This window comes from Planctomyces sp. SH-PL62, assembly GCF_001610895.1.
Lineage (GTDB): Bacteria > Planctomycetota > Planctomycetia > Isosphaerales > Isosphaeraceae > Paludisphaera.
This window is the reverse complement of sequence record NZ_CP011273.1, coordinates 641,803-666,494: the sequence shown is the minus strand read 5'-3', so window position 1 is coordinate 666,494 and position 24,692 is coordinate 641,803. Positions and strand designations below refer to the sequence as shown.

The window sequence follows — 24,692 nt, the reverse complement described above, 5'->3', positions numbered from 1 at the left end:
CCGAAGGGTCGAAGGCGTCAGTCGGTCGCGTCGTCGAGCCGGCGGCGAGTCCGCAGGCGGTTCCGAAGAGCGAGGGCCGAGATCGCGAGGCCGCCGATCGCCGACATGACGAGACTCCCCGGCTCGGGGACGGCGGCGTGGAATCGATACTCGAACACGCCCGAGTCCCCGAAGCCACCGACCCGGACGTCGCGAATCCGGAACGACGCGGAGTAATCGCCGGGCCCAGCCGCGGCGAAGATCGGCGAGAAGTCGAGCGAGGCCGCCCCGAGCCCCAGAGCGAGCGTCGAGCCGCCGCCGAACAGGGCGTTCCCCGAAGCGTCCAGGATCGACAGCCCGGCGGTGGCGCCCGCCAGTTCGATGACCAGGTCGGCCGCCGCCAGGGAGGTCGTCCAGCGCCCCGCCGACGAGTTGAACAGGGTCTCCTCTTCAGTCCCGGCCGCGAAGCCTGACAGGGCGTCGACCGAACCGATCCGGACGTCCGACCCGGCGACGTCCGGCGTCCGCCCCGAGACGAAGAGGCCGTCGAAGACCTCCGAGCCCGGCTTCAGCTCGAACGGGGCCGCCGAGCCTTCCGGCAGATAGTTCGAGGGGCTGACGATGACCTCCGTGCCCGCGCCGAGGTTGGGCCCGGTGTACACGAGCGCCCCCTTGCCGTGGTAGTGGCTGCCGTGGTTGTAAAGCAGGGTCAGGCGGTTGAAGTTCGGATCGTCGAGCCCGGCGTACGTCCCCGAGGGGATCGTCCGCCGAGCGTCGACGCCGATGTAGTAGCCCACCATGTCGGCCCGTGACGAGGTCGTGGAAGCGGTCGCCAGAACGGCCAGGGCGCAGACGAACGAGGAAGTCTTCACGGCATACTCCAGCAGGGTGAGGGGCGCGTCGGAGCCCTGACGCCGCGAGGGCCGAGGACGATCCGGAGAGATCGCGGCGCGAGGGTCCCGACCCTCCGCGAAGGAGCCTCGCGGCGCCCTTCGCGACGACGCAACGGCGTCGCCACACAGGAGAAGTGCCGCGAGCCAGGCCGAAGTTCCCTCCTGGACCACCGCCGGGACGCGAAAGGCCCGAAAACGAGAACGTCCACCCGAGGCGGAGGGCCTGGGGTGGACGTCTGGATTTCAGCGATCCGAACAGCCGACCTGAGCGAGATCAGGGCTGGGCGTTCGGGGCGGCGGGGACGATCGAGTTCACGGCGTCCTCGACGGCCGAAGCCGGGGCCGGCGGCGGGGGAGGGGAGATCGAAGGAGCCGACGTCTCGTCCACGGGGGCCGGCCGGGGCTCGTCCGCAGCCGGGGCGGCGGCCGGAGCGGCGGCGGGGGCGGTCGCCGGGGCGGCGGCCGGAGCCACGGCGGCCGGAGCGGCGGCGGGGGCCGTGTAGACCGACTTCGAAGGCGCGGTCAGCACCTGAGAGGAGGCCCAGGGGGTCTCGTAGATCGGCATCGAGGTGCCGAAGACGGCCGGCTCGTAGGCGGAGGAGTAGCAAGACGAGTAGCAGCTCGTCTCGATCGGGGTGTCGTAGTACTTGCGGTGGTGCTTCTTGAACAGCCCGCCGTGGAACAGCCGCTTGAGGAAGCAGTGCTTCGGCTGGCTGTAGCAGCTGGACCAGGCGCTGGAGTAGCAGCTCTCGCTGTAGCACCCGCCGATGTAGTCGGCCGAGGAGTAGCAGCTGTTGACGTAGGCGGGCTGGACCGAGGAGTAGCAGCCGCTGTAGCAGCTGTCGGAGTAGCACCCGTCGGAGATGGTGCTGCTGTAGCACGAGGGGACGTAGGCCACGTCCGCGTGCTTGTAATGACAGCCCAGGCCGCTGAGGGCCATCAGCATCACAACCGTCCCATGCATGTCGTTGCTCCCGTTGCGGATTCGTGTGAGCGAGCCGTCGTCGAGGGGGGATTCCGCGCCGTCTCGCAGCCTGTCGGGTCATCTCGATCGGCAATCTCTAGCCAGGCAGCCCAAATTCTAGTCCCCGATTTCGGATTATTCAATCAAAACCCGGAGGAATAGGTCGACTTGGTCGAATGGATAAAATGCTCCTGGCATCTAGGAGGATTGCGCGAGTTCTCGGACGCCCCGCAAGTCGGAACGGCCCCGGGGCGGCCCCGGGCCGATAGGCTATGATGGAGCTTTGCGATTCGCGCGCCGCATCGAGCCTTCGGCGAAAGGGGGACCGCGTGGGGAGGAAGCCGGGAGTCCGGAGGGGATCGGAGCCGATGGGCGAGACGCCCGGGGCGTCGACGGCGGCCGAGCCTTCGCCCACGCCGGCGGTCGCGTCGGAAGAGGAGCCTCTGCTGTGGCCCTCCTGGGCGCGGCGGGCGGCGACGGTCGCGCTCGTCGTGCACATCGCGGCGGTGGCTGGGGGGGCGCTTGGGGTCCCGCCGTCCTCGCTGCTGGAGCGCCGGTTCGCCGACCTGTTCACCTGGCATCACGGCCTTTTCGACCAGGGCTATGCGTACCGGTATTACGCGGAACCGCCGCCGACCCCGATCGTGGTGGCGACCCTCCATCGGGCCGACGGCGGCCCCGACGTGACGGTCCGCATCCCCGAGCGCGAGGTCGCCGGCCCGCCGATGCGGCGTCAGCGGCAGCTTGCGCTGGCCAACGCCCTGTTCGGCAGCAGCCGCGCGATGCATCGCGACCACGGCCATGAGGGGGGGGACGAGGCCTCCTGGCTGGCCCGCTCCTACGCGAGACACCTCGGCCGGACCCATCCCGGCACGTCGAGCGTGACGCTCCGCCTCCAGCAGCACCTGATCCCGTCGCCCGACCGGGTCCTGGACGCGATGGAGGAGACCGGCGGCCGGTTCGACCTCTTCGACGAGTCGCTCTTCACCACGCCCCGATGGATCGGAGACTTCCCGTGCGACGGTTCCTGATTGATGCGGCGGCCTATCTCTCCGGGCTGGTCGCGGGCTTCGCTCGGGGCTGGTCGCGGTTCTTCTTCCGCCCGGCCGATCCCACCCCCCTCGGCCTGATCCGGGTCGCCGTGGGCCTGCTAGGCTTCTGGAGCCTGTTCGTCATCGGACTGGATCTGCACGCCTACCTGGGCTCGCAGGGCTGGGCCGTCGCCGAGGGCTCGTACCAGACGTTGCCCCCCTTCGCCTGGTCGTTCTGGTTCTCGGTGCCGGACTCCATGCTCCGCGCGGCGTGGCTGGCCTGCCTGGGCGTCTTCGCGATGCTGACGCTCGGCCTGTTCAGCCGGACGACGGCGGTGCTGGCCTGGATCGTGATCGTCTCGACGGTCCGACGGGCGCCGGTGGCGGTCTTCGGGTTCGACCAGATCCTCTCCACGCTGGCCCTCTACCTGGCGGCGTCGGGCGCGAGCGGCCAGGCGGTGTCGCTCGATCGCTTCCTGCGGCGGTATCGCGAGGCCCGCGAGCGGGCGGCCGTGGTCCGCCCCCAGGGCGCGCGGCTGGTCTCCCCCGTCGAATCGGGCAAGCCCCGGCCGACGACCTCGGCGAACCTCGGGCTGCGGCTGATCCAGCTCCACCTGGCGTTCATTTATGGGATGGCGGGCCTGGCGAAGCTCCAGGGGCCGTCCTGGTGGACGGGGATGGCCCTCTGGGGGACGATGGCGGCCGGCGAATTCGTCGCCTTCGACTTCACCCCGCTCGCCGCCTGGCCGATGGTCCTGAACGCGATGACCCATGGCAGCCTGGCGCTGGAGATCGCCTACCCGGTCCTCATCTGGTTCGCCGCGACCCGCCCCTTGATGATCGCCGGGGCGATCTCGCTCCACCTGGGGATCGCCGTCGTCAGCCCCGGCCTGACCGAGTTCGGCCTGGCGATGATCGCGGCCAACCTGGCGTTCGCGTCCGGGACCTGGCTGCGCAGCCTGGCGACCGGGCGCGAGGACGAGCAGCCCGCGGCCCGGGTCCTCTATGACGGCGGCTGCCCCATGTGTCGCGCGTCGATCGCGCTGGTCACCGCGGCCGACCCCGACCGGGTCGTCGAGCCGATCGACCTGACCTCCGTGGACGTGGCCACGATCCACCCGAGCTTGAGGCGCGAGGATTGCATGAGGGCCATGCACGTCGTGTCACGGTCGGGCCGGGTGTCGGCCGGCTTCGACGCGGTCTTAAGCCTGGGCTCCCGGCTCCCCCTGTTTCGCCCGCTGGCGCTGGTGGGGGGGTTGCCCGGCATCGCCAATCTGGGCCGTGTGGTCTACAATCGAATCGCGTCCTCGCGACCGCGCGACGCGGTCTGCACGGACGACGTTTGCGGGATCCATCCCCCGGCCTCGTCTTCGGCCCCCCTCTCCCCAGTCCACGAAGCATCTCCGGCCGGGGGCCACGTTCAGGACCTTTCGCATAAACGGTGAGCGAGCCATGAACGAGCCGAACCGACCGACCGCCGAGCCGGGGACCGACCCCAAGGCCCCGGATCCGGCCACGGCCCCGAGCGAGGCGGGGAGGCGACTCTTCGTCCACGAGCCCGGCTGGCGGATCAGCATCAAGCGCGGCAGCGACCGCGTCTTCTGCCACATGATGGCCCCGGGCCAGGACTACTACCACCGCCTGCTGGACGGCGAACTCTTCCTCCATCAGGACTCCGAGCGCCTCTGCCTCAGCTGCGCCGCCCGTCGGGCGATCATCTCGTACGAGGCCCGGCGGCTCCCCGACGAGGGGCCCAAGTTCCTGATCGAGCCCGGCGACCTGCCCGTCTTCCTGGTCGACGACCCCAAGTAATCCCCCGCCCGCGAATCGCCTCGACGGACGGGGCCGGCTCCGATGTTTCGCCCGGCGGATCCGGGCCGGGTGGTTGTCTCGCGCGGTCGCTTCGAAGCAAAATAGGGCCGAACTTCGAAGTCCAGGGGCGATCGCGCGGGAGTTGGACATGATGCTGCATGCGCAAACGGCGGGCGGTCGGACGATTCCGGCGGCCCTGGCGATGATCCTGACGCTGGCGCTCGCGGGGGGGACGCGGGCCGAAGAGCCCTCGACGGCGAGCGCTCCGCCGCCGGTCTCCGAGCGGGCCCTCGCCGTGCACGCCGCCGGGATGCTGTTCGACGGCCACAACGACTTTCCCTGGCTGATGCGGGCCGAGAACGACCTGGGAATGACGAAGTTCGACTTCGCGAAGCAGGTCGACGTCGGCCAGACCGACATCCCCCGGCTCCGCAAGGGGGGGCTCAAGGCCCAGTTCTGGTCCGTGTACATCCCGAGCGAGCACCCGAACCCGACGAAGACCGTCGTCGAGCAGATGGACTTCGTGAACCGTCTGGTCGAGAAGCACCCCGACGACCTGCAACTCGCCCTGACCGCCGACGACGTGGAAGCGGCGGTGAAGGCCGGGAAAATCGCCAGCCTGATGGGGATCGAGGGGGGCGTCGCCATCGACGACAGCTTCGCCGAGCTTCGCGCCTTCTACAGGCTGGGGGCGCGGTACATGACCCTCACGCACAACAAGACGCTGGCCTGGGCCGACGCCGCGACCGGCGAGCGCAAGCACGGCGGCCTGAGCCCGTTCGGCGAGCGGATCGTCGCCGAGATGAACCGCCTCGGCATGCTCGTGGACATTTCCCACGTCTCGGCCGAGACGATGGCCGACGTCCTCCGGGTGGCCCAGGCCCCGGTCATCGCCAGCCACTCCAGCGCCTTCGCCCTCTGCCCGGTCCCCCGCAACGTCCCCGACGAAATCCTGACGGGCCTGAAGGCCAACGGCGGCGTCGTGATGGTCAATTTCTACTCCGCATTCCTCGTCCCCGACTCCAACAAGAACGCCCGCGCCGCCAAGGACCCGATCCGCAAGGCCCACCCCGACAAGGCCGACCGCGACAAGGCCCTCGCCGACTGGTACAGGAACGAGCCCGGCGCGATCCGAGGGACCGTCGCCACGGTGGTCGACCACATCGACCACATCGTCAAGGTCGCGGGCGTCGACCACGTCGGCATCGGCTCCGACTTCGACGGCATCGACAGCTGGCCCGTCGGCCTCGACGACGTCTCCGACTACCCGCGCATCACCGAAGAACTCCTCCGTCGCGGCTACTCCGAGACCGACGTCCACAAGATCCTCGGCGGCAACGCCCTCCGCGCCCTCCGCGACGCCGAAGCCGTCGCCCGACGACTCCAGGAAACCACCCCGCCCCAGGTCGACGACATCCGCCACGTCAAGAAGCCCGAGGACGAGTGATCGCCTCGAGTCCCATCGAAAAACATGCCGGCGCAATCATGCCTTTTCCGCTGGTGGGGAGGGGCGTCGGGGACCGACCCGGACGCCGACGGCCCCCCCGCGGGTCGCCTGCGGATTGGGTTCGTTCGCACCGGCCGAAAATCGAACCCGTCGTCCGCATTTCCTTTTCTCGAATTCACTTGCAACGGGAATTCGGCAACTGGAATTGGCTTCGTTCGGCGCTTTTCGCTTCGTGTCGTCGGTTCGTGCCGATCGCCCGAGCGGCTCTCGCTCGACCACCGCGCGGCGCCCCCTGAATGGATGATGGGTCGGGATCGGCGATTGCGAAGGCGGAGTTGCGACGACTCGCGCGGGGCGATCGGGATTACAGGGTCTTGAGGTATTCGATCAGGTCGGTCCGCTCCGCCTCGCCGAGTTTGTCGCCGAAGGTATGGCCGCCGTTGTCCAGGCCGTAGCGGGAGGCGTCGAACAGGCGGCGGGGCTCCTTGGCGCCGGTGGGGCCTTCGGGGACCTCGGCGAACTTCCAGCCCACGTCGCGCGGGTCGTAGTGTTCGAAGTCGGTCGACGGCGGGCGCAGGTAGCGTTCCGGGCGTCGGGGGGAATCGAGCAGGGTACGCAGGGTCGGCACCGCTCCGTTGTGGAGGTACGGGGCGCTCGCCCAGATCCCGACCAGCGGCGGTGCCTGGTAGCCGCGTTCGGAATCGACGTCGACGGGGTGCTTCTCGGCGAACCAGGTCCCGTTGTAGTGCTCGACGAAGCGATCCGAGAGCCCGGCGATCCGCGCGGGATCGGTGCCGATCACGTCCAGCGGGACGATTTCGCCGGGGTAGTCGACCATCTCGCCATAAGTCCCGTGGCAACCGGCGCACGACTTCTCGAAGACGGCCCGTCCGCGACCGGCCGCGTCCTGGTCGATCGGGAACGGGTAGCGGGGGGCCTCGATGCTTTTGAGGTAGGCGTGGATGTCGGCAAAGGTCGGCTCCAGCTCTCGGAACTGGTCGGCCGTCTTCTCGGCGAGCAGGAACTGCATGATCGAGCGGGAGGAGTCGGCCGGGGTGCGGCCGTCGTAGTACATTTTCGTCTTGTACTTGAGGACCCACCAGGGCGGGGCGTCGAGCTCGGGCAGGTTGGAGCCCATCGGCATCGGGAACGGCCGCATCGAGAGGTCCGGGTTCCGCACGCTCATCAGGACGACGGACATCATCCCGGCGTTCGTCGTCCCTCGCGCCGTGTTCAGGACGAACGGCACCAGCGGCGACCGCCGACCGTCGGCGCGGAAGAGGTCGGCGAAGAAGCCGGTGTAGTCGATCTGGGTGTTCGGCAGGCCGACGTAGCTTTTCCCGCCGATCGACCCGCCGTGGCAGGCCATGCAGTCGACCTGGAAGCCCCGGGTCTTGCCGTCGGCCCTCACCGACCGCTTCAGGCCCATCGGCAGGCCGTCGTTGGGGAACGGCGCGGGGTGGAAGCCGTACCGCTTCCCGAACGCCCGCGCGTAGCCGTCGGGGTCCGCGACCGGATCGGGGGCGGGCTCGCCCCAGAACTTCGACGCCCCCGTGAAGGCCGCGTCGGCCCACTCGGCGCGGAGGTAGCTCCCCTCCAGCAGCGCCTTGCGACCGCGTTCCACGGCGGCCGGGTCGGGCGGCTCGACCGCCGGGGCCCTCCGCGCGGGGATCGCCGCGAGGATCAGGAACGCAAGGACGACCAGGCCCGCGCGTAGTCGGTGGATGGCTGTTCGCATAGGTCCGGATCGGGGAGGAGTCGAGGGGGTCGCGTCACCGAAGGGGATTCTATACCTCGCCCCCCCGCCGGCCAAGTCGCGGCGACCCCGACCGGCCTCAATGTGCGGAAACTCCTGCACATTTTCCTGGACGGCGGGCGCGATGTGCGGTAACGTCTGCACGTCCGAGGATGGAAAGGAGGAATCGACATGTCGCGATTGACGCCGGGCGAATTGAAGGTGATGCGGCTGCTGTGGGAGCACGGCGAGATGAAGCCGGCGGAGTTGCAGGAGAAGTTCCCCGAGCCGATCAAGAACCCCGCGCTGCGGTCGCACCTGACGACCCTGCTGGAGAAGGGGCACGTCACCCGTCGGCTGGTGGGGAAGGCGTATTTCTACAGGCCGACGACGCGACGAAAGTCCGCCTTTCGGACGATGCTGGGCGAGCTGGTCGACGCCTATTGCGGCGGATCGATGGAGAACCTCGTCATGAACATCATCCGGTCGGAGAAGCTCAGCGAGGACGACCTGATCGCCCTGCGGAAGCTCGCGGAAGGTCCAGAGGAACAGCCGCCCTCGACCGGCGGCGGGAGGCGCGGATGAACGCGACGACGCTCGGATTCGACTGGCTCGCGGAAGCCCCCCTGGGCCTGCTTTTGATCGCCAGGGCGACGGCCGTCCTGGCGGCGGCCTGGGTCGCGACGGCGGCGCTCCGGCGCGCCAACCCCCGCTGGCGTGTGCTCGCCTGGCGCTCGGCCGCCCTGGGGTTCGTGGCGATCGTCGGCCTGGCGATGAGCCCGCCGCTCCTCAAATGGCACGTCGCGCCGCCGATCGCCGCGCCGGCCCCGCCGATGCCGGCGCAGGTGCCGCCGGGGATCGCCGGGCCGGGCGCGGCGAGGATCGTCCACGAGACGCCCCGACCCGTCGCGGACCTCGCGCCGGTCGCGACGGACTTCCCCGCGCCGCCCGAGCCTGCGAAGGCCCCGCTCGACGCCGCCGCGTGGCTGGTCGTCGCCTGGCTGGTCGGCTGCGCGGGCTCCGCGGCCCGGTTCGCGGTCGGGGCCTGGCGGCTGGCTCGGATCGTGGGGCGGGCGCAGGCCGCGCCGGAGTCGGTCGCGAGGGCTTGTCGCGAGACCGCCGCACGGCTGGGGGTGGCGAGGCCCGTCCGGGTGGTCGAGACGTCGGCGATCGCCTCGCCCTGCCTGACGGGCGTGTTCCGGCCGGTGGTGCTGCTCCCCTCGGGCCGGGGGCTCGACGCGCCGGGGGCCGACCTGGAGGCGGTGCTCGTCCATGAATTGACCCACGTCCGCCACGGCGACCTGTTCTGGAACGACGTGTTGAACGCGGCCTCGATCGCCCTGTGGTTCCACCCGCTCGCCTGGCGGATGCGTTCGGCCCACGCCCAGGCGTGCGACGCCGTCTGCGACGCGGTGGCCGTGGACCATCTCGGCGACCTGGCAACCTACGGTCGCGCCCTCGCCCGCCTGGCCCTCCAGGCATCCGGCGCCGTCCCCGCGCGGGGGCTGGCGATGGCCCGCGCCTGCGACGTCCGGCGCCGAGTCGACTCGCTCCAACGGATGGTCTACCGCTCCCCGCTCCCCAGGAGGTTCGTCATGCCCGCGCTCGTCCTCTCCGCCGCCCTCGCCGTCCTCATCGGCGGCACCGCCGTCATCCGGGCCCAGGACGACCCCGACAAGGCCGCCGCCAGGCCCGCCGACCCCGGCGCGAAACCCCTGACCGTCCGCGCCCTGGACGCCGCGACGGGTGAGCCGATGGAAGGGGTCGAGGTCGAGTTCCGCTATCACGTCGAAGGAGCCGCGAAATCGGTCGTCGAAAAGCCCGTGACGCCGAAATCGGGCGAGGCGCGGGTGGAATACGACCCGAACGCCAAGCTCTCCTTCTTCACGTTCACGCTCCGCAAGCCTGGATTCGTGCCGGCGCACGTCACCTGGCAGTCGTCCCGGCGACCGATCGTCCTCCCGGAATCGAAGGAGCTGAAGCTGGCCCCGGGAAGGGTTCTGGAGGGCGTCGTGGTGGACGAGGCCGGGAAGCCGGTCGAGGGGGCGACCGTGGAACTCTCGATGCCCGCCACCGAGGCGGAGCGCGACAACTACTATTTCACGTTCGCGTCCTCGAAGACCGACGCCCAGGGGCGCTGGCGGGTCGGCGAGGCCCCCGAGGACCTCGGACGCGCCTCCGGCCGGATCGAGCATCCCGATTACCGCCCGACTTCGCTTGAGAAGGTCGGGGCGAGCGAGATGCGATCCGAGTTGACGAAGGGGGCGACGGTGACCGGTCGCGTCCTCGGCCCCGACGGCAAGCCCGTCGCCGGGGCGAAGGCGACCTACGGACGCGATGTTTACCTCTCGAACGCCCCCGAAGCGAAGACCAACGAGAACGGTGAATTCGTCCTGAAGAATTGCGACCCCGGCTCGGCCTGGGTCGGCGTCGAGGCCCCAGGCTTCGCGCCCGGCGTGGCCGACGTGCTCGTCAAGGAGAAGGGGGAGGAGACGCCGCCGGTCGCGATCGCGCTGGAGCCGGGCTCCACGCTCCGCGTCCGGGCGGTCGATCGCGACGGCAAGCCGCTGGAAGGCGTCGGCTTCGCGGTCGAGTCGTGGCGGGGCCGGAGTTCGGTCAGGTTTCGCGACAAGACCGACGCCGAGGGGCGAATCGTCTGGAATGACGCCCCGCGCGACGCCGTCCAGGTCTCGCTCTACCGCGCCGGGTTCATGTCCAGCCGCAAAGTCTCGATGACCGCCGGGGATGAGGAGCATGTGGTGGTCCTGAACCCCGCCCTGGTCGCTTCGGGGAGCGTGGTCGACGCCTCGACGCGCAAGCCGATCCCGAAGTTTCGGGTCATCCAGGGGATCGTCTTCGACGGCCAGGATCGGGCGGCGTGGCAGCGGAGCCAGGCCGAGGAATCGACCGACGGCCGCTACTCGGCGAGGTTCGACGAGCCCTACAACGGGTGGCGGATTCGGATCGAGGCCCAGGGCTACAAGCCGGCCGAGTCGCGGCGCTTCGGCCCCGACGAGGGGAACGTCGTCGAGGACTTCGCGATGGAGGCGCAGGCGGACCTCGGCGGCGTCGTCCTGCAGCCCGACGGCAAGCCCGCCGCGGGGGCGGAGGTCGCGCTCGGGCTCCCGAACGTCTTCACGGCGCTGGAAGGGGCGAAATTCGGCCGGGCCTACAACACCCCCGTCACGAAGGCCGACGCCGACGGCCGGTTCTTCTTCCCGAAGCCGGAGGGGCCATTCCTGATCGTGGCCGCCGCCGACGCGGGATTCGCCGAGACGAACGCCGAGCAGTTCGCCAAATCGACCACGATCCAGCTCGCCCCCTGGGGACGGATCGAGGGCCAGGTCTTCCTCGGCGAGAAGCCGGGGGCGGGCGAGCGCGTGACCTACCAGCCCGATCGCAGCAAGTATCAGTCCCGCGACCGGCAGATCTCCGTGAGCTACAGCCCGGAGGTCCTGGCCGACCCCGAGGGCCGGTTCGTCATGGATAAGGTTGTGCCGATGCCGGGATACGTCGGCCGGGTGCTGATCACCAAGCTGTCGGGGGGGATGCAGTCGCACATGCCCGTCGGGATGAAGGCCGTGGAGGTCAAGCCGGGCGAGACGGCCAGGGTGACGATCGGCAGCGAGGGTCGGGCCGTCGTCGGCCGGGTCGTCGTCGATGGCCAGCCGGAGAAGCCCATCGACTGGACCCGGAACCAGCCCGTCCGGGTCACGATAGAACAGGGCTTCTTCGACAGGATGCTGGGCCGCAACGCGGGGATGTGGACCACCTACGGCGGCAACTTCGACGCCGACGGCCGGTTCCGCGTCGAGGACGTCCCCCCGGGCAGCTACAAAGCAACCGTCACCGTCGACGCCCCGCGCCAGGAGGATCAACCCGGGATGGCCGAGCAACTCGGCTACGCGAGCCTGTCTTTCACCGTGCCGGAAGGGGATCGGGCCAAGCCGGTCGACGTCGGCGACGTGGTGGTGAAGCTCGAAAAGCTTCTGAAGATCGGCGACGAGGCGCCGGCCATCGACGTCGAGCGGATCGACGGCCCGAAGGGGCGATTCTCGCTCGCCGAGCGTCGCGGCAAGGTCGTCGTCCTGGACTTCTGGGCGACCTGGTGCGGCCCCTGCATCGCGGAGATGCCGGCGATGAAGGAACTTCAGAAGACGTTCGGCGGCGACCCCCGCTTCGAGCTGGTCGGCGTCTCGTGCGACAACGGGGCCGCCGTGGCCGCCCGGTACGCGGAGAAGGAGGGCCTGAACTGGACGCAGGCGTTCGCCGGACCGATGGGGACCAGCGTCGCCCAGGTCTACGGAGTCCGCGGCATCCCCTCGACGTTCGTGATCGGCCCCGACGGCCGCATCCTCGCGAAAGACCTGCGCGGCGACCGGCTCGCCCAGGCCGTGAAGCAGGCGCTCGCCGAGATGGGCCAGTGAAACCGGGGCGGTCCCGAAGACCTTGACGCCCTATCCCGATACGGCGACGGGGATTCCCGCGGGAATCTGCACGGAAGTCCATCGACAGGGGACATGCGCGCGCCTAGAATCCACGAATAGGGGATGTCGGAAAGGTGCGCGCATTCCGTCGGTCGGGGAGAGCCACGCATGGGACCAGCCGAGATCGTCGCCAGCCTGAAAGAGCTTTGCGAGGAGAAGGGCCCGCGGATCGTCACGGAAGAGATCGTCGATTGGATCGAGGCGATCGGCGGCTATGAGTCGGACGTCGAGCTGATCCAGTACGCCAAGAAGATGAAGGCGCGGCATTTCGCCCGGATGCTCGAATACGACGACCCCGACGTCGGGCGGAAGATCAAGCGGCTCTGGAGCTTCCGGGACCGCCGCCGGGGCCGCCGGTTCTACACCGACATCCTCCAGGTGTCCGACGAACGTCGACAGCGGCTGGTGCAGGAATACATCAAGTTCGCCGGCCAGATGAAATCGGTTCGCAAGGCGATGGCCGACTCCATGGCCGGCCAGGTCTTCTTCGAATTCTACGGCGACGACGAGGACGAGGAAGCGGTCGAGGAAGCCGCCGCGACGGAAGCCTGACGGATCGAACGACGGGCTTCCCCCCCTCGCGGCGAATGAGGGGGATGACGAGCATGAGAGCCGTCGCTTCGCCGTCTCGTCCGCGATGACGGTCCCCCTCATCGGGCCTTCGGCCCCCTTCTCCCGCCAGGGGTGAAGGTCTGGGCGCGAAGGCCCGCCGGTCGGGCTTTTACGCTACCCGCCGCATGCGGATCGCCGCGACCAGGAGCACGAACCCGATCCCGCCCATCGCCAGACTCGACGGCTCAGGGACGGCGGCCGGGGTCGCGAAGTGGATCACGCCCACGCCGGTCAGGTCGAAGCCCGAGGAGCCGAACGGCGTCGCGTACGGGTCGTTGACGAGGTTGCCGTGGGAGTCATAGCTCCCGTGGGCCGGGTCGATCGAGCCCACCACGTCGATGATCCGCACGAAGTTCACGTTCATGACGTCCAGCAGCGGCGAGACGCCGGCCAGTTCGGCCAGGTCGAAGCCGGTGCCGTAGCCGGCGATGTACTTCCCGGCCAGGTTGTTCAGGTTGCGGGCGTCGAGGTTGGCGAAGCCGCCGACCTGCGTCGTGGTCGGGGTGAGCGAGGTCGCGTCGAAGCGGAAGAAGTTCAGGCCGTCGGTCGAGACCTCGACGAACGCCAGTTCCAGGTACGCCAGGAAGCTCCCCGCGGAGGCGAGGAAGCCGTTCTCGAAGACCGCGAAATCGGCGCCGTCGCCGTTCCGGATCGGGGCGTCGAAACCCAGGGTGATCGAGCCGCCGTCGCCCAGCGAGACGAGGCCGCTCGTCGGCGAGCCAAGCGCGTTCTCGGCCGTGCCGACGTTGGCGAGCGGGCCGCCGGGGTTGGACGCGTTCTGCGGCCCGGGAACGAAGTCGACCACCGAGGCCGCCCAGCCCTGGAAGTCCGGGCTCGACGCCGCGATCCCCTTCGAACCGGGCTGGCCGATCTGGGGGTCGAAGTCGGCGAGGGCCGGGGAGAGGCCGCAAAGGACGAGGAGGCCGAGCAAACCGCCCCGACCCATCGAACGAACCGTCGCGAGGCTATTCATCAAAACTTGCCTTTCCGTCATCGAGCGAATCCACGGGGATGTTCATCGCAGCGCGCACGTTCCCCAGGCCCGCGGCCCCGCTCGCGCGGCGACGGGTTCGGTTCTCGGCGCACGCCCCTTGGAGGGGGAGCCGGATCAGCGCGTGCTCGAGCCCTCCCGAGCCACACTCAGCGCACGACGAGGCCGTCGCGTCCGGCCCGCCGATGCGGAGATCGGCGCGAGGGATCGACGGACGCGAATCGGCGGGGGGAGGGGTTTCAAGGGCTGGCCTTTCCGGAGCCTTCGGGGGGCGGCCTCGCGGAAGGACGAAAGGCGCGGACTCGGCCGACGCGCGGAGCGCGGCGAGACGCCTTCCCCGGATGCTTGAGGCCGAAGCATCGACTGGGTGCCCGATGGGCCGTGTTCTGGCTCGCGAGTCGATCAGTCCCCGGACGCCTTCCCACGAGCAAAGCTCGCAGTGGCGTTTCGTCCGGAGACCTCCTCGCTTACAGCGGCGGTCCCGCGCCGGATTCTCACCGGCTTCCTGTTCGACGCATCGCGCCGAACGCCCATCGGATTGGCCGAACTGTACCGCGAGCCGGCCCGAACTCGCAAGGTCTCGGCTCGCAAATCAACGCCGGTTCAGGCCGCGAGGGTGGGGTGCTGCCATCTCCGGCCTCCATCTGGTAACGTGAAGGGACCGACTCCGAGGAGGGAGCTTCCATGGCTTACGGAACGTTCATCTTGCTGACGGCCCTGGTCGCCCAGGCGGGCGGCGCGATCGATGCGGACGAGCCGCGACGGCTCATGGCGAGCGGCCGATACGCCGAGGCGGACGAGGCGTACGACGCCCTGGCGAAAGCCGCCCGCGAGAAGCCCGACGGCCTCACTCCCGACCTGGAACGCACGATCGCGCTGGGCAAGGCGGAGGCCAAGGCCGCCCAGGGCGAATCCGACGAGGCGATCGAGATCCTGAAAGCGGCCGAGGCCGGGGAGCCGAAGTCGGCGAAAATCCCCGCGAAGCTCGCCGAGCTGCACTTCCAGCGGGGTCGATGGGAGGCGGCCGACGAGGCCGTCGCACGGGCGTCGGCGATCGACGCCGACGACCTCCTCGGGCGCTGGGTCGCCGTCCGGCTGCTGGAGTCTCGGGGTGAGTTGGAGAAGGCCGTCGACGCCTGCAAGTGGTTCGTCGACCGCTACAACACCCATCGCGACGAGGTGGCGAAGGACGCCGAGGCCCTCATCCTGATCGGCCAGGCCGCCGAGCGCTACTACCGGGCCTCGGCGCGGGGCGAGGAGCTGGCCGAGGCGCTCAACGACGTCATCAACGAGATTTACGAAGGCGCCCTGAGGGCCGATCCGACCTGCTGGAAGGCCCCCTGGCTCGAAGGCCGGCTGTTCCTCGCCGGTTATAACGAGCGGGCCGCCTCGAAGGAGCTGGCGCGGGCCTCGCAGCTCAACCCCCTCGCCCCGGAGGTCCTGGTGACCCGCGGCCAGGCCGACCTCCAGGGCTACCGCCTGGCGGCGGGCCGGGCCAAGGCGGAACGCGCCCTGGCGGTCAACCCGCAGTACGCTCCCGCGCACGTCCTGATCGCCGACCTGAACATCTCCGACGAGCGGTTCGCCGACGCGCTGGAGGCCGCGAAGAAGGCCGTCGCCGCCAACCCCCGCGACGAGGACGCGCTGGCGAGGCTCGCCGCCTCCTGCCGGCTCCTGGTCGATCCGGCGGGCGCCGCCGCCGCCGAGCTGATCGCCGTCTCCAACAACCCCCGCCCGGCGAATTTCTACGCGGCGCTCGCCGAGCGCCTGGCCGACCGCCGCAAGTACTTCACCGCCGAGCGCGCGTTCCTCCTGGCGGCCCAGGCCGACCCCGGCCGCGCCGACGTGCCGATCGGCCTGGGGATGCTCTACATGCAGATCGGCCGCGAGGATGAGGCGTCCAGCCTGTTCAACTCCGCGTTCGCCGCCGACCCGTTCAACGTCCGCGCCGACAACATGATGAAGGTGCTCAAGCACATGAGCGGCTACAAGGCGCTCGAATCCGAGCACTTCGTCACGACCTACGTCCCCGGCCAGGACGAGCTGCTGGCGCGGTACATGTCGGAATATCTCGAATCGGTGATGCCCGAGCTGACCGCGATGTTCGGCTACACGCCGCCGGGCCGGACCAAGATCGAGATCATGAAGGACCACCAGTGGTTCAGCGGCCGGACCGTCGCCCTGCCGTTCATCCCGACCGTGGGCGCCTGCACCGGCAAGGTCGTGGCGATGGCCAGCCCCCGGTCCACCAACAAGCCCTACAACTGGGCCCGGGTCATCAAGCACGAGTTCGTCCACGTCGTGACCCTCCAGCAGACCGAGTTCAACATCCCCCACTGGTACACCGAGGCCCTGGCCGTCGAGAGCGAGGGGGGGCCCCGGCCCCAGGAGTGGAACAAGCTGCTGCTGGAGCGCGTGCCGGCCCGCAAGAAGCTGATGAACCTGGACGACATCAACCTCGGCTTCATCCGGCCCGACGAGGCCGACGACCGCCAGATGGCCTACTGCCAGGCGCAGCTCTACGCCCAGTACATGGCCAAGCGGTTCGGCCCCGACGCCCAGATCAAGATGCTCGCCGCCTACCGCCGCGGCCTGACGACCGCCCGCGCGATCCAGGAATGCTTCCACGTCGACAAGGAAGACTTCGAGAAGCAGTACCTCGCCCACCTGGACGAGGTCGTCAAGACGATCCGGACCCGCGTCGACGCCGAGGAGCCGATCAAGTTCTCGCAGCTCGAACGCGAGCTGAAGGCGAAGCCCGACGACGCCGACCTGAACGCGAAGATGGCCTACGAGCACTTCGCCCGCCGCGACCTCAAGGCGGCCCGGCCGCCGGCCGACAAGGCGCTGGAGCTCAAGCCCCACCATCCCCTCGCCAGCTACGTCAAGGCCCGCCTGCTCACCTCGATCGGCGACGACGACGCGGCCCTGGCCCTGCTCGAACCGGCCCTCGACCCCGAGCACCCCGACGAGCGCGTGGTCGACCTGCTGGCCGACCTCACCCTCAAGGCCGGTCGGCTCGACGAGGCCGAACGCCTCTACGAGACCGCCCGCAAGGGGGACCCCCGGCGCACCAAGTGGATCGCCAACCTGGCGCGGGTGCACCTCCGCCAGAAGCGGACCGATGCCTTCCTGGAAGACCTGGCGCAGATCGCCGAGAACGACGCCGACAACCTCTCCGTCCGCACCAACCTCGCCGAGCGCTGGCTGGCCGCCGGCGACGCCGCGAAGGCCGAGAAGTGGGCGAGGGAGTGCCTCTACGTCGACGTCTACAGCCCCACCTCGCACGTCCTGCTGGCCGACGCCCTCGCGGCGTCGAAGAAGTCCGCCGAGGCCGTCGAGGAATACCGCGTCGCCCTGGAGTTGAAGCCCAAGAAGCCGGACGACCTGAAGGTCAAGCTCGCCCGGGCGCAGCTCGACATGGGCCGCAAGGACGACGCCCGGGCCACGCTCGACGAGGTCCTGAAGGCCGACCCCGAACACCCCGAGGCCAAGGCGCTCCGCGAGGAAGCGGATCGCGGCCCGGCGGCGTAACCACCGGCGGCGCCGCTTGCCGCCGCCCACTCGCAGGAGACCCCGATGCGACTCTCCCTCCCTCGGCTCCTCCTCCCCCTGCTGGCCGCCGCCCTGGCCGCCGCCCTCGCCCCGGTTCGCGCCCAGGACGCGCCGCCCCCGCCGGTGATCCCCGAGGGGCTCGGCGTCAACATCCACTTCACAGACCCGGCCCCCGGCGAGATGGAACGTTTCGCCGAGGCCGGCTTCAAGTGGGTCCGCATGGACTTCTTCTGGGCGGGGATCGAGCGCGAGCCGGGGAAGTACGACTTCTCGGCGTATGACCGGCTCCTCGGGCATCTGGACAAGGTCGGCGCCCGCGCCTACCTCATCCTGGACTACGGCCATCCCCGGTATGACGGCGGGTTGTCGCCGCATTCCCCGGAAGGCCGCGCCGCGTTCGCCCGGTTCGCCGGGGCCGCCGCCGCCCACTTCCAGGGTCGAGGCGTGATCTGGGAGATCTGGAACGAGCCCAACATCAGCTTCTGGAAGCCCCGGCCGAACGTCGAGGACTATGCGAAGCTCGCGCTGGAGACCGCCGAGGCGATCCGAGCGGCCGACCCCAAGGCGTACGTGGTCGCCCCGGCCTCCTCGGGCTTCCCCTGGGAATTCCTCGACGCGCTGTTCGCCTCCGGCGTCCTGGAGCAAATCGACGCCGTCTCGGTCCACCCCTATCGCGAAAGCCACCCCGAGACCGCAGCCGAGGACTACGGCCGGCTCCGCGCGCTGATCGCCCGCCACGCGCCGGCCCGCGCGACGATGCCGATCCTCTCGGGGGAGTGGGGCTACTCCACGGCCGAGAAGCGGTTCAGCGAGGCCGAACAGGCCCGCTACCTCGTCCGCGAGTACCTCTCGAACCTCGCCAACGGCGTCAACCTCTCGATCTTCTACGACTGGAAGGACGACGGCCCCGACCCGAAGGAGAACGAGCACCGCTTCGGCACCGTGCGGCAAGACCTGACGCCCAAGCCCTCGTTCCTCGCGGCGAAGCAACTGATCGACGCCCTGCGTGGCTATTCGTACCGCCATCGCCTCCGGGGGGCGAGCCCGGCCGACTGGAAGCTGCTCTTCCAGAATTCGGGTCAGGAGGACAGCCCCCTGGCGATCGTCTCCTGGACCACCGACGCGGACGCCGACGAATCCGCGCGGACGCCTTCGATCCGACTCGTGAAGGGCTCCGACCCCGACGCGGCCGATCTTCGCACGCTGGCCTCGATCCAAATCCCGGCGGGGCCGCTTGTCGAGACGACGGGGAGCCCGGTCGAGTTCCACGCCTGGATGCCCACCAGCCTGGGCGATCGTGCCGTCGAGTTCCGCATTCCCGGCGTCGCCGAATCGCTCTCGAAAATGTCGACCTTCAACGGCGCGTCTCGAATGGACCTGATCCGTCTGCCCGCCTCTCCGCTGCGGGCGCCCCACCGGGAAATCCCCCTGGAGATCCGCCATAAAGCCCGTCCGCTGCCGGCGATCGTCCCCTTGCAGGTCTGGCGAGTCGACCCGCTCTCGCTGGCGATCGCCCCTCGAGGAGACGTGCTCGAGGCGACGATCGCCAACCCGTCGAAGCGGGCTTTCGAGGGCCGCCTGGTCGCGAAGAGGCCGGACGGACGCGAAACGGCGACGGCCGTCGCGTCGATCCCCACGGGAGAGTCGGAGGGCCGGGCGAGGCTCGCCGTGAAGGCGTCGGACGCCGACGTCGACCTCGTCCTGGTCGACGCCCACGGCGCTCCGGTCGTCGAGCCGGTCTCGGGAAGGTTCGAACCAATCATGGGGCCCGATCGTACGGACCTTCTGGATTCGCTCGACGCGGTCTTGCACGTGGAGAACACCCCCGCACCCGGAAAGGCGTCGAAGCCTTCGAGGGTTGCGACGGAGGGACAGAGCGAGCGTGCAATCAAGATCGCGTACGAGTTCGACCCCGGATGGCGTTACCTGACGGTCCAGCCCCGCAAGACCCTGCCGATCCCGGAGAAAGCTCGGGAGGCGCTCTTCTGGGTCAAGGGAGACGGTTCGAATGCCTACTTGCGCTGTCGATTCCGGGACGCCTCGGGGCAGACGTTCCAGCCCGACCTAGGGCGGCTGGACTTCGAGGGCTGGCGAATCGTGCGGATTCCCCTGGACGGCTCCGCGCCGGGGGGCGCTGGGGAGGCGCGGGGGACGGGGTCCCCCACTCGCCGCTGACCTGGGAGGCCGTCGTCCTGCTCGACTCGCCCGACCGCGACGCGGGGGGCTCGGGCTCGGTCCTCCTCGCATCCCCTTCCTACCGGATGGGCCGGTAAGATGGAGAGGCTCGGGGAGGGAGTCGCCGTCCCGATCGGCGGCCGCCTCGATCCCGGCTCGCAAATTGACAGATTTTCATAATTCAATCAGTCTGGAGCCGGTTGGATTCCGGCTGATACAATTGGAGGCCAGCCGAGGGCCGCCCCGACCGGGTGCCTCGGCCGCGGGGCGGCGTGTGCCCCTCGCGACGTGTGGCCCCGACCCGGGGCCGATCTTGAGGGCTTGCGAGCCGGTGAGATTCCGCGACAAGGAACTGCTTTTCTGGGTCGAGGTCTTCGGGGTCCAGGGCTCGGCGATGCCCCTGACCATGCTACGCGTGCTCGTCTTCGGCGCGTACGCGCTGGTGGTGACGGCGTTGCACCTCAACAAGCACCTCGACTACAGCCTGCACATCGGCGTCGGACCGCACGAGGTCGCCGGTGCCGCGCTGGGCTTGCTCCTGGTGCTCCGGACCAACGCCGGCTATGAGCGGTGGTGGGAAGGTCGGAAGCTCTGGGGGGGCATCGTCAACCAGTCGCGCAACCTGGCGATCGACGGCCTGGCGTATGGGCCGGCCGACCGCGCGTGGCGGGACCAGTTCATCCGCTGGTCGGCCGCCTTCCCGCACGCCGTCCGGCTGAACCTGCGGGACCAGCGACATAGCACGTCGCTGGTCGGGCTGCTGGGCCGCGAGGCCGCCGACCGCGTCTTCGCGTCCCACCACATGCCCAACGCGATCGCCCTGCACCTGGCCGGGCTGCTCCGCCAGGCGCACGAGAAGCTGGGGATGAGCGCGTTCGCCTTCCATCAGGCGGAAGGCCAACGGGCGACCCTGATCGACCACCTGGGCGCCTGCGAGCGCATCCGCTCCTCGCCGCTCCCGCTGGCGTATCGCATCGAGATCCGCCGATTCATCCTGTTCTTCCTGATCACCCTGCCGTTCGCGCTGCTGGAAGAGGCCGTATGGCTCACGCCAGTCGTGACCATGTTCGTGGCCGCGCCGATCCTGGCGCTGGACAAGATCGGGACGGAGCTCCAGTTCCCGTTCTCGCAGACGAGCCTCAACCACCTGCCGCTGGATCAGCTCTGCCACAAGATCGAGACCGACTTGCTGGCGATGCTCGATCGGGGCGACACGCTGATGGAAGCCCCGCTGCAGGCCCGAGCCCGCGACCAGGAGGCCGACGAGACCCCCTCGCTCAGCCGCTCGACGGCGTCGTGAGGCCGGGCGGGGGGGAGGGCGGGTGAGGCGGCGGACCTTGCATTCTCGCGGTCGAGCCGTCACCATGGAGCTTTCCCCCTCGACTCGAACTCGAGCCGCTCCGTTCGAACGGTGAGCGGCTCGAGCCCGCCGCCAGGGTCGGAAAATCCTCCCGATGCGCCTCGCCCCTCCAGCGCAGGACCCCTTCCCTCCACCGACGGTGCCCTTCATGCGAGGGCGAGGCGACCATGTCGACCGCCTGCGGCAGCGACTCCGGCCAGGGACAAGGCCACCATCCCCCGACCGAAGCCGGAGGTCTGGACGAGCCCCTGCACTCCCCGACCGAAGCCGGAGGGCCGGACGAGCCCCCGCACCCCGCGACGCCCCCATCGAGAATCTTCGGCGACTACCAGATCCTGCGAGAGGTCGGCCGGGGCGGCATGGGGATCGTCTACGAGGCCTGGCAGATCTCGTTGCGCCGCACGGTGGCGCTGAAGGTCCTCTCCGTGGGCCTGAGCGACGAGAAACGACGGGGACGCTTCGAGCGCGAGGCGCGGGCCGCAGGTCGGCTCCACCACACCAACATCGTGCCGGTCTTCGGCTCCGGCGAGCATGAAGGGACCCCCTTCTACGTCATGCAGTTCATCCGCGGGGTGGGCCTGGACGCCGTGCTCGACGAGTCGCGACGACCCCCCTCCCGGCTCGACGCGACCGAGGAATCGACCGATCCGTCGGCGGACGGCGCGGCCGCTCGAGAGGCCGTCGGTTCGGCGACCGCCCCGGCGACCGCCGCACCCAGGCCGGTCGAGACCCAGGCCGACTCGGCGCGGGAGCGCTCGTTCCTCGCGGTGGCCCGGTCGCTGCTGGGCCGGGGAGCGCCGCCTCCCGGCGACGCCTCCGGCGCGAAGGAGCCGGGTGCCGAGGCGAGCGAGCCGACGGGTCCGAGATCCTCCCCGCAGGCGGAACGCGGCGACGACCGCCCCCCCTGGAAATGGGTCGCCGGGCTGGGCGTTCAGGCGGCGGAGGGCCTGGATTACGCCCATTCGCAGGGCATCTTCCATCGCGACGTCAAGCCTTCCAACCTCCTCCTGGACGAGCGCGGGACCGTCTGGGTCACGGACTTCGGGCTGGCGAAATGGGGGGAGCATCAGGACGCGACCCAGAGCGGCGACGTCGTCGGGACGTTGCGCTACCTCCCCCCGGAAGCGTTCGACGGCCAATCCGGGGCGACGACCGACGTCTACGGCCTGGGCCTGACCCTTTACGAGCTCCTGGCGCGACGGCCGGCCTTCGACGAGCGCGACCGCGCCCGGCTGATCCGCCAGGTGTCCGAGGCCTCGCCGCCGCCGTTGCGGAAGCTCGACCCCGGTATCCCGATCGACCTGGCGACCGTCGTCCACAAGGCCGTCGAAAAGCTCCCGCAGGATCGCTATCCCACGGCCGCCGCGTTCGGCGCCGATCTCCGACGGTTCCTCGAAGACCGGCCGGTCGAGGCCCGGCGGGCTTCGCTGGCGGAGAGCTACTGGCGATGGGCGCGGCGGAACCCGACGATCGCGATCCTCGGCGGCGTCCTGACGGGGGTCCTGTTGCTGGCCACGGCCGGCTCGCTGATGGCGGCCCGCTGGTTCCGCGACCAGGCCGAGATCCAGCGCTCGCTGGCCTCCGGCCGGCGCGAGGCCCAGGTCGCCCGCGAGGCCGCCGTCGTCGCGCGCAACGAGGAGCAGCAGACCCTCTACGACACCCGCGCCAACCTCGCCGCGTCGGCCTGGGAGGGGAACGATTACGGCCAGTTCCGGAGCCTGCTCGACCTGATGCGGCCGAGGGCCGACGAGGTCGACCACCGGGGCTGGGAATGGCGGTACCTGCGCGGGCTGGACGGCCAGGATCGGGCGACGGCGCGGACCCCCTGGGAACGACTCGTGTCGGTGTCGGTCGCCCCGGACGGCTCGAGTTTCGCGACCGCCAGCCTGTCGGGGGCGATCCGAATCTGGGACCTGCGCGACGCGAAGCTGAAAAAGGTGATCCAGAATCCGCCCCCCGGCGGCGCGGCGGCCGACCTCCGGCTGGGCGTCCACGCGCTGGCGTACAGCCCGGACGGCAAGCGGCTCGCCGGCCCCGGCCCCGACATGGGCGCCGGCGAGATCGGCATCTTCCGCGTCGAGACGGGCGAACTGGAACGGACCCTCCAGGTCGACCAGGACGCCATCCTCTCATTCGCCTGGTCCCCGGACGGCTCCCGGCTGGCGGCCTCCTCCTCCCGCCACGTCGTCCACTTCTGGGACGTCGAGACCGGCGCGAGGCTGCCGCTCCTCACCGGGAGCCACCTGGGGCCGATCGCGACGGTCGCCCTGAGTCCCGACGGCCGCCTCGCCGCCACCGCCGGGCTCGACGGGGCGGTCAAGCTGTGGCGGCTCGGCGACCCGCCGTTGCTGACCCACGACCTCGTCGGACACGAGGGGGAGGTGCGGGCGGCGGCGTTCAGCCCCGACGGCGCGAGGCTGGTCACCGCGGGACTGGACGGCACCGTCCGCATCTGGGAAGTCGCCACGGGCGTCTCCCGGATGGTGATCCAGGCGCACAAGGGGGGCGTCCTCTGCCTGACCTACGCGCCTTCCGGGGACTGGATCGCGACGGGGGGGAACGACGACGCGATCCGAATCTGGGAGCCCGGATCGAGCCGCCTGCTCCGCAAGTTCCTCGGCCACACCCAGGGCGTCCGCGCCCTGGCGCCGAGCCGAGACGGCCAAAGCCTGGTCTCGGTCTCGACCGAGGGGATCGCGAAGGTCTGGGACCCTCTCAGCCCGGCCCGGCCCCGGACGCTCCGCGACGCGTCGGTGCTCCGCTTCGGCGGCTCGGCCGGCTGCCTGGCCCTGAGCCCGGACGGCCGCCTGATGGCCTCCGGCCACGACGACCAGGTCGTCCGGCTCTGGGACCTCCCGACGGGCCGACTGCTGCGCCAGCTCGGGGGGCACGACTCGCGGGTCCGTTCCCTGAGCATCAGCCCCGACGGCCGTCTGCTGGTCTCGTCGGCCGGCGACCCGAGCCGCCCGCCGGAGGACCGGGGCGTCGTGATCGTCTGGGACCTGGCGTCCGGACGGCCGCTCCGGGAGTACAGGGAACATCGCGACGTGGTGGACGACCTCGTCTTCCTGGGCGACGGCTCCTGGATCGCCTCGGCCGGCGGCGACGGCACGGTCCAGATCTGGAACGCCGAGACCGGCGAGCGGCGGACGACCCTGGAGGGACATTCCGAATCGGTCCGCCGGCTCGCCCTGTCTCGCGACGCCCGGTGGCTGGCCTCGGGCTCCAGCGACGCGACGGTGAAGCTCTGGGACCTCGCCTCGGGCTCGCTCCAGGCCACCCTGAAGACCGGCGGAGAGGTCCTCGCCATCGCCATCGACGACACCGGACGGACGATCGCCACGGCCTCGCGCAACGGCCCGATCCGGCTCTGGGACACGGCCCACCTCGCGAACTCGCGACCCCTCGACGGCCATCTCGGCGAGGTCTTCGGCCTGGTCTTCACCCCGGACGGTCGGCTGGTTTCCGGGGGGGCCGACAAGGCGATCCGCATCTGGGACCCGACCCGGGGACGGACGATCCTCAGCCTGAACGAGCATGCGTCGGCGGTGACCGCCCTGGCCGTGTCTCGCGACGGCGGCGTGCTGGTCTCGGCCAGCCGCGACCTGACCATCAAGCTGTGGGACGCGCCGCCCGCCGAGTGATCGCGGC

15 protein-coding genes and 1 riboswitch are annotated in these 24,692 nt (G+C 70.2%); of the genes, 11 read left to right on the top strand and 4 right to left on the bottom strand.

From position 1 onward, the window contains the following. Positions 1–17 precede the first annotated feature (17 nt). A complete protein-coding gene (locus tag VT85_RS02535; RefSeq protein WP_068410045.1) occupies positions 18–851 on the bottom strand; it encodes an all3515 family Zur-repressed PEP-CTERM protein in 834 nt (277 codons plus the stop codon). 295 nt (positions 852–1,146) lie between these two features. Continuing rightward, positions 1,147–1,836 (bottom strand): hypothetical protein, encoded by a 690-nt coding sequence (locus tag VT85_RS02530; RefSeq protein WP_156512634.1) that lies wholly within the window; start codon positions 1,834–1,836, stop codon positions 1,147–1,149. 368 nt (positions 1,837–2,204) lie between these two features. Between VT85_RS02530 and VT85_RS02525 the strand changes: the two genes are divergently transcribed. The 4 genes from VT85_RS02525 to VT85_RS02510 all read left to right on the top strand — a co-directional run bounded on the left by VT85_RS02525 (position 2,205) and on the right by VT85_RS02510 (position 6,126). Beyond that, positions 2,205–2,867 (top strand): hypothetical protein, encoded by a 663-nt coding sequence (locus VT85_RS02525; RefSeq protein WP_068410039.1) that lies wholly within the window; start codon positions 2,205–2,207, stop codon positions 2,865–2,867. Beyond that, positions 2,852–4,312 carry a DCC1-like thiol-disulfide oxidoreductase family protein gene (locus tag VT85_RS02520; protein ID WP_068410036.1) on the top strand — a complete coding sequence of 487 codons (1,461 nt, stop codon included), beginning with the start codon at positions 2,852–2,854 and terminating at the stop codon, positions 4,310–4,312. Before VT85_RS02525 ends, VT85_RS02520 begins: the two co-directional genes overlap by 16 nt. Positions 4,313–4,319: 7 nt before the next feature. Continuing rightward, a complete protein-coding gene (locus tag VT85_RS02515; protein ID WP_068410032.1) occupies positions 4,320–4,679 on the top strand; it encodes a hypothetical protein in 360 nt (119 codons plus the stop codon). 148 nt (positions 4,680–4,827) lie between these two features. Then, positions 4,828–6,126: a dipeptidase gene (locus VT85_RS02510; protein WP_231871446.1), complete on the top strand. Its 1,299-nt coding sequence runs from the start codon at positions 4,828–4,830 to the stop codon at positions 6,124–6,126. Positions 6,127–6,490: 364 nt separating this feature from the next. Here the strand turns inward: VT85_RS02510 and VT85_RS02505 are convergent, their stop codons facing one another. After that, positions 6,491–7,864, bottom strand: coding sequence for a c-type cytochrome (locus VT85_RS02505; protein WP_068410028.1), 1,374 nt, complete (start codon positions 7,862–7,864; stop codon positions 6,491–6,493). A 189-nt stretch (positions 7,865–8,053) separates the two neighbouring features. On the opposite strand from VT85_RS02505, the gene VT85_RS02500 reads away from it, so the two are divergent. The 3 genes from VT85_RS02500 (at position 8,054) to VT85_RS02490 (ending at position 12,900) form a co-directional block, all read left to right on the top strand. Continuing rightward, positions 8,054–8,446 (top strand): BlaI/MecI/CopY family transcriptional regulator, encoded by a 393-nt coding sequence (locus VT85_RS02500; protein WP_068410025.1) that lies wholly within the window; start codon positions 8,054–8,056, stop codon positions 8,444–8,446. Next, positions 8,443–12,288: a carboxypeptidase regulatory-like domain-containing protein gene (locus VT85_RS02495; protein ID WP_068410022.1), complete on the top strand. Its 3,846-nt coding sequence runs from the start codon at positions 8,443–8,445 to the stop codon at positions 12,286–12,288. The genes VT85_RS02500 and VT85_RS02495 overlap by 4 nt, the downstream gene beginning before the upstream one ends. Before the next feature lie 168 nt (positions 12,289–12,456). After that, the gene (locus tag VT85_RS02490) at positions 12,457–12,900 is read left to right on the top strand and encodes a hypothetical protein (RefSeq protein WP_068410019.1); all 444 of its coding nucleotides are present in this window, start codon (positions 12,457–12,459) and stop codon (positions 12,898–12,900) included. Between the two features lie 169 nt (positions 12,901–13,069). On the opposite strand, the gene VT85_RS02485 is transcribed toward VT85_RS02490, so the two are convergent. Then, positions 13,070–13,933 carry a PEP-CTERM sorting domain-containing protein gene (locus VT85_RS02485; protein WP_197491055.1) on the bottom strand — a complete coding sequence of 288 codons (864 nt, stop codon included), beginning with the start codon at positions 13,931–13,933 and terminating at the stop codon, positions 13,070–13,072. Between the two features lie 376 nt (positions 13,934–14,309). After that, positions 14,310–14,501, bottom strand: a riboswitch (cobalamin riboswitch). A gap of 134 nt (positions 14,502–14,635) precedes the next feature. On the opposite strand from VT85_RS02485, the gene VT85_RS02480 reads away from it, so the two are divergent. From VT85_RS02480 to VT85_RS02465, 4 genes are all read left to right on the top strand, one after another. Continuing rightward, a complete protein-coding gene (locus VT85_RS02480) occupies positions 14,636–17,485 on the top strand; it encodes a tetratricopeptide repeat protein (RefSeq protein ID WP_068410012.1) in 2,850 nt (949 codons plus the stop codon). Positions 17,486–17,530: 45 nt separating this feature from the next. After that, positions 17,531–19,681 (top strand): cellulase family glycosylhydrolase, encoded by a 2,151-nt coding sequence (locus tag VT85_RS02475; RefSeq protein WP_068410009.1) that lies wholly within the window; start codon positions 17,531–17,533, stop codon positions 19,679–19,681. 331 nt (positions 19,682–20,012) lie between these two features. Continuing rightward, entirely contained in the window at positions 20,013–20,981 is a 969-nt protein-coding gene (locus VT85_RS02470; protein ID WP_156512632.1) for a bestrophin family protein, read from the top strand. Between the two features lie 227 nt (positions 20,982–21,208). After that, positions 21,209–24,685: a protein kinase domain-containing protein gene (locus VT85_RS02465; protein WP_068410006.1), complete on the top strand. Its 3,477-nt coding sequence runs from the start codon at positions 21,209–21,211 to the stop codon at positions 24,683–24,685. Positions 24,686–24,692: the final 7 nt, after the last annotated feature.

Bases quoted from the DNA above. Each gene is read 5' to 3' on its own strand.
- VT85_RS02485 (WP_197491055.1), bottom strand. From the start codon at position 13,933: ATGAATAGCCTCGCGACGGTTCGTTCGATGGGTCGGGGCGGTTTGCTC.
- VT85_RS02495 (WP_068410022.1), top strand. From the start codon at position 8,443: ATGAACGCGACGACGCTCGGATTCGACTGGCTCGCGGAAGCCCCCCTG.
- VT85_RS02530 (WP_156512634.1), bottom strand. From the start codon at position 1,836: ATGCATGGGACGGTTGTGATGCTGATGGCCCTCAGCGGCCTGGGCTGT.
- VT85_RS02525 (WP_068410039.1), top strand. From the start codon at position 2,205: ATGGGCGAGACGCCCGGGGCGTCGACGGCGGCCGAGCCTTCGCCCACG.
- VT85_RS02465 (WP_068410006.1), top strand. From the start codon at position 21,209: ATGTCGACCGCCTGCGGCAGCGACTCCGGCCAGGGACAAGGCCACCAT.
- VT85_RS02480 (WP_068410012.1), top strand. From the start codon at position 14,636: ATGGCTTACGGAACGTTCATCTTGCTGACGGCCCTGGTCGCCCAGGCG.
- VT85_RS02490 (WP_068410019.1), top strand. From the start codon at position 12,457: ATGGGACCAGCCGAGATCGTCGCCAGCCTGAAAGAGCTTTGCGAGGAG.
- VT85_RS02500 (WP_068410025.1), top strand. From the start codon at position 8,054: ATGTCGCGATTGACGCCGGGCGAATTGAAGGTGATGCGGCTGCTGTGG.
- VT85_RS02505 (WP_068410028.1), bottom strand. From the start codon at position 7,864: ATGCGAACAGCCATCCACCGACTACGCGCGGGCCTGGTCGTCCTTGCG.
- VT85_RS02510 (WP_231871446.1), top strand. From the start codon at position 4,828: ATGATGCTGCATGCGCAAACGGCGGGCGGTCGGACGATTCCGGCGGCC.
- VT85_RS02515 (WP_068410032.1), top strand. From the start codon at position 4,320: ATGAACGAGCCGAACCGACCGACCGCCGAGCCGGGGACCGACCCCAAG.
- VT85_RS02475 (WP_068410009.1), top strand. From the start codon at position 17,531: ATGCGACTCTCCCTCCCTCGGCTCCTCCTCCCCCTGCTGGCCGCCGCC.